The following is a 5,117-nucleotide window of genomic DNA, read 5'->3' as shown; positions in this document are numbered from 1 at the left end:
CCGGCCGGACGGATCAGGCGCTCGATGAGTTGATCGGGTTCTTCGTGAACACGCTGGTGCTGCGGACGGACACGTCCGGTGATCCGACGTTCGCGGAGCTGGTCACGCGGGTGCGGGAGCGGAGTCTGGCCGCTTATGCGCACCAGGACGTTCCGTTCGAGTATCTGGTGGAGCTGATCAATCCGACCCGGACCCTGTCGCACCATCCGCTCTTCCAGATCATGCTCGCCCTCCAGAACGCCCCCGGGACCGAACTCGAGCTCCCGGGACTGCGAGCCGGGATCGAGTTGGGAAAGACCGGTACGGCGAAGTTCGACCTGTTCTTCAGTCTCGCCGAGCAGCGCGGTGCTCACGGTGAGCCGCAGGGCATCACCGGCGCCGTGGAGTACTCCAGCGACATCTACGACGCCCCCACGGTCCAGGCCCTGTTCGACCGTTGGGTACGGCTGCTGGAAGCCGCCGTGTCCGACCCCGACCGCCCGCTGGCCGACATCGACATCCTCACCCCCGAGGAACACCGGCGTGCCGTGGTGGAGTTCAACGACACGGCGCATGCCGTGCCGGACGGGTCGCTGGGCGAGCTGTTCTCGCGGCGGGTGGCTGAGACGCCCGATGCGCCGGCGGTCACCGACGGCGCGCTCACGCTCACCTACGCACAACTGGACGCGCGGGCGAACCAGTTCGCGCACGAGGTGATCGGCAGGGGCGTGCGGCCCGGCGACGCGGTCGGCGTTCTTCTGGAGCGTTCGATCGAGACGGTCGCCACGGTCCTCGGCCTGGCGAAGGCCGGCGCCGTCTACGTACCCCTCGACGCCCGCTATCCGGCCGACCGCATCCGCCACGTCCTGGCCGACACCGGGGCGCGTTTGCTGATCACCGATGAACGGCCGGTTCCGATTCCGGGAGCCGAAGCCATGGAGTTGCTCCGCATCGAGTCCACGCGGCCCTTCGCGTCCGACCCCGGTGATCCCCGGGTGGGTGTGCGGTCGGGGGATGCGGCGTATGTGATGTATACCTCGGGGTCGACGGGTGCGCCCAAGGGGATCGTGGTGACGCACGGCAATGTCGCCGCTTTGGCCGTGGATCCTCGTTTTGAGCGTGCGGCGCACCGGCGGGTCCTGCTGCATTCGCCGGCCGCGTTCGACGCCTCGACCTATGAGTTGTGGGTGCCGCTGCTGGGCGGGGGGACGGTGGTGGTGGCTCCGGCCGGGGACCTGGACGTGTCCGCGCTGCAGCGCACTGTCGTGACGCAGGGGGTCACCGCGTTGTGGCTGACCAGTTCCCTGCTGAATGTGGTCGCTGATCATGCTGCGCGGGCGCTGTCGGGGGTCGTGCAGGTGTGGACGGGTGGTGAGGCCGTCTCGGGGGCCACGGTGCAGCGTCTGCACGCGGCGTGCCCCGGGCTGACGGTCGTGGACGGGTACGGACCGACGGAGACGACGACGTTCGCCACCCACCATCGCGTGCCCCGGCCCTACAGCGGGGGTGCGACGGTGCCGATCGGGCGTCCGATGGCCAATATGCGGGTCTACGTCCTGGACGCGCGTCTGCGGCCGGTCGCGCCGCAGGTGACGGGTGAGCTGTACATCGCGGGGGCGGGTGTGGCCCGGGGCTATCTGAACCGGCCGGCGATGACGGCCGAGCGTTTCGTGGCCGATCCCTTCGGTGTCGAGCCCGGTGCGCGGATGTACCGCACGGGTGATCTGGTGCGTCGTGATGCCGGGGGTGACCTGGAGTACGTGGGCCGTGCCGACCAGCAGGTGAAGGTGCGTGGTTTCCGTATCGAGCCCGGCGAGGTCGAGCACGTGCTGGCGGAGCATCCAGCGGTCGGCCAGGCCGCCGTGGTCGCCCACCACGACCAGTCCGGCAGCACCCGTCTGATCGCCTACATCGTCCCCGACACCGACGGACCGACGGCGGACCTGGGCGACTTCGTACGGCGGCTGTTGCCCGAGTACATGGTGCCGTCCACGTACATCACCATGGACCGGCTGCCGTTGACGGCCAACGGCAAACTCGACCGGGCCGCGCTGCCGGAACCCGACCCGGTCGCACGGGCGGACGTGCCGCGCCGTGAGCCGCGGACCGAGCGCGAGCGAGTGCTGGTGACGCTGGTCGCGCAAGCCCTGGGCGTCGAAGAGGTCGGGCCCGACGACGACTTCTTCGCGCTCGGCGGGGACAGCATCGTCTCGATCAGACTGGTCAGCCTCGCCCGCTCGGCGGGCCTCGGACTCGCGGTCCGGGACGTCTTCGAGCAGCGGACCGCGGCCAATCTGGCCGAGGTCGCCGATGAGCTGAGGGTGCCGGCAGCCCATCCCGGCGACTCCGGCGTGGGAGGGATGCAAGCGACCCCGATCATGCGCTGGTTCGACGCTCGCGGTGGCGACATCGACGCGTTCTACCAGGCGATGCTGCTGGAAGTGCCCGCCGAGATGCGCCAGGACCACCTCGTCGCGGCCGTCCAGGCACTGGTGGACCACCACGACGCGCTGCGTCTGCTCCGGACGCCGGGCGGTCAGGGCACTGTGCCGTGGTCGCTGGAGGTGCGACCGGTGGGGTCCGTGTCGGCCGCGGACCTGGTGCACCGTGTCGAGACCGCCGGCGTCACCATCGACGCGGCGCTGGTCCGCGCACAGGTGGAAAAGGTGTCCGCCCGTCTGTCGGCCGAGCGTGGCCTCCTGGTGCAGTTGGTGTGGTTCGACGCAGGACCCGCCGTCCGGGGCAGGCTGCTGGTCCTCGTCAACCACCTCGTGGTCGACGGGGTGTCCTGGCGGATCCTGCTTCCCGATCTCATCGCAGCCTGCGACGCCGCCAGGGTCGGTCGTCCCCCGCGGCTGGACCCGGTGGGCACCTCGCTGCGCAGCTGGGCGGATCTCCTCGCGGCCGAGGCCCGGCAGCCGGCCCGCACCGGTGAGGCGGCGATGTGGAGCGAACTCCTCACAGCGGCCGACCCACCGCTGACCACTGCCCGGTTCGATGCCGCGCGGGACACCGTGGGCCGCGCCCGCGACCTCACTCTCTCCCTGCCACCCGAGGTCACCCACCCGCTCCTGACGACCGTGCCCACAGCGTTCCATGCGAAGGTCGACGACGTCCTGCTCACCGCTCTCGCCCTGGCGGTCGCGCAGTGGCGCCGGACCCGCGCAGGGGGGCGGCACACGGCTCTGCTGGTGGACGTCGAGGGACACGGGCGCGAGGACATCGTCGAGGGCACCGACCTCTCGCGGACCGTGGGCTGGTTCACCTCGCTGTATCCCGTCCGCGTCGACCCCGGCCCCCTGGCGTGGGAAGAGGTCGTCGCCGGCGGACCGTCGCTCGGACAGGCCCTCAAACGGGTCAAGGAACACGTTCGCTCCCTGCCCGACCGCGGCATCGGCTACGGACTGCTGCGGCATCTCAACCCGGAGACCGGACCCGAGCTGGCCGGGCTGGCCGTGCCGCAGCTCGGATTCAACTACCTCGGCCGGTTTCCCTCGGCGGGCGCCCCGGTGATCGCCGGCCGCCCGGAATGGACCATGGCTGCCGAGACGGGCCTGCTGAGCGGCGCCGACCCGGCGACCGCCCTGGCGCACGGGCTCGAGGTGAACAGCATGGTCCGCGACACCCCGGACGGGCCGGAGCTGGAGGCCGTCTGGACCTGGGCGCCGGATCTGTATTCCGAGCGGCACGTCCGGGCCCTTGCCGACCACTGGTTCCGGGCGATCCGTGGACTGGTCCGGCACGGCGAGCGGTCCGACACCGGCGGCCACAGTCCCTCGGACTTCCCCCTGACCGAACTCAGCCAGCACGACATCGAGCAGCTCGAAGCAGCGTGGAGGGTGCAGAAATGACGTCGTCGGGCCTGGAAGACATCCTCCCCCTCTCCCCGATGCAGGAGGGGCTGCTGTTCCACTCCCGCTACGAGCAGGACGGGGCGGACGTCTACGCGGTGCAGCACGTCTTCGCCCTCGAGGGTGCCCTCGACGCGGCGCGGCTGCGGGCCGCCGTGCTCGCGCTGGTCCAACGGCATCCGAACCTGCGAGCCGGCTTCCGGGAGGTGGACTCCGGCCGGCCCGTACAGGTGATTGCACGTCAGGTCGACGTGCCGTGGTCCGAGTTCGACCTGACGTCGCTTCCCCCCGCCGACGCGGAGGGGGAGCTGGCGCGGCTCGCCGCCAAGGAGCACGCTCGCCGGTTCGACCTGGCCGAGCCGCCCCTGCTGCGCTTCTCCCTGGTGCGGCTGGCCGCCGAACGGCACCGCCTCATCATGACCACCCACCACATCCTTCTCGACGGCTGGTCGACGCCCCTGCTCGTGCGTGAGTTGACCACGCTGTACGACAGCCGGGGCGACGCCACCGCACTGCCCCGAGTGACTCCCTACCGACAGTATCTGGGGTGGCTCGCGCAACAGGACCAGCCGGCCGCCGAGGCCGCCTGGCGGGAGGCGCTCGGCGGACTGGAGCAGCCGACGCTGCTCACCCCGGTGGACCCGGGCCGCCCCGGACTGATGCCCGAGCGCATCACGAGGGAGCTGGACGAGGACCGCACGGCAGCGCTGGCCGACTGGGCGCGCCGGCACGGAGTGACGCTGAACGCCGTGCTCCAGGCCGCCTGGGGGCTGGTACTGGGCCGGAGCACCGGCCACGACGACGTCGTGTTCGGGGCCGTCGTGGCGGGGCGCGACCCCCGGCTGCCCGGTGTCGAGAACATGGTGGGTCTGCTGATCAACATGGTGCCGGTGCGGGTGTTCCTGGACCCGGCGCAGTCACTGCTGACCACCGTCGAGCAGGTGCAGAGCGCGCAGTCGCGGCTCACCGGGCACCACCATCTCGGGCTCGCCCGCATCCAGCAGCTGGCCGGGCTGGGGGACCTCTTCGACACCGCTGTCGTCTTCGAGAACTACCCGTGGGACGAGCCCGGCGAGCGGCCCGAGAGCGGGCTGCGGATCACCCCTGACCTGGGCCGCGGGCGGGACGCGACGCACTATCCCCTGACCCTGGTCGCCGCACCCGGCCGCCGCCTGTACCTCCGCCTCGACTACCGCGACGACCTGTTCGACCGGGCGACGGCCCTCGGGTTCCTCGACCGGCTGGTCCGCGTGCTCGACCTGGCTGTCGTGGAGTCGGATGTCTCCC

Annotated in this window: 2 protein-coding genes; both read left to right on the top strand. The window is 71.2% G+C overall.

What is annotated here, in order from left to right; translation table 11 throughout:
• Nucleotides 1-3,830 (top strand): non-ribosomal peptide synthetase (locus tag E4U92_RS35230; protein WP_137304531.1); only part of this gene is annotated, 3,830 nt, incomplete at its 5' end.
• Nucleotides 3,827-5,117, top strand: a 1,291-nt coding sequence (locus tag E4U92_RS35225; protein ID WP_241681797.1) for a condensation domain-containing protein, incomplete at its 3' end; no start/stop codon positions are given. The genes E4U92_RS35230 and E4U92_RS35225, both read left to right, overlap by 4 nt.

The organism is Streptomyces galbus (assembly GCF_005280195.1).
GTDB lineage: Bacteria > Actinomycetota > Actinomycetes > Streptomycetales > Streptomycetaceae > Streptomyces > Streptomyces galbus.
This window is presented reverse-complemented; position numbering and strand designations above follow the sequence as displayed.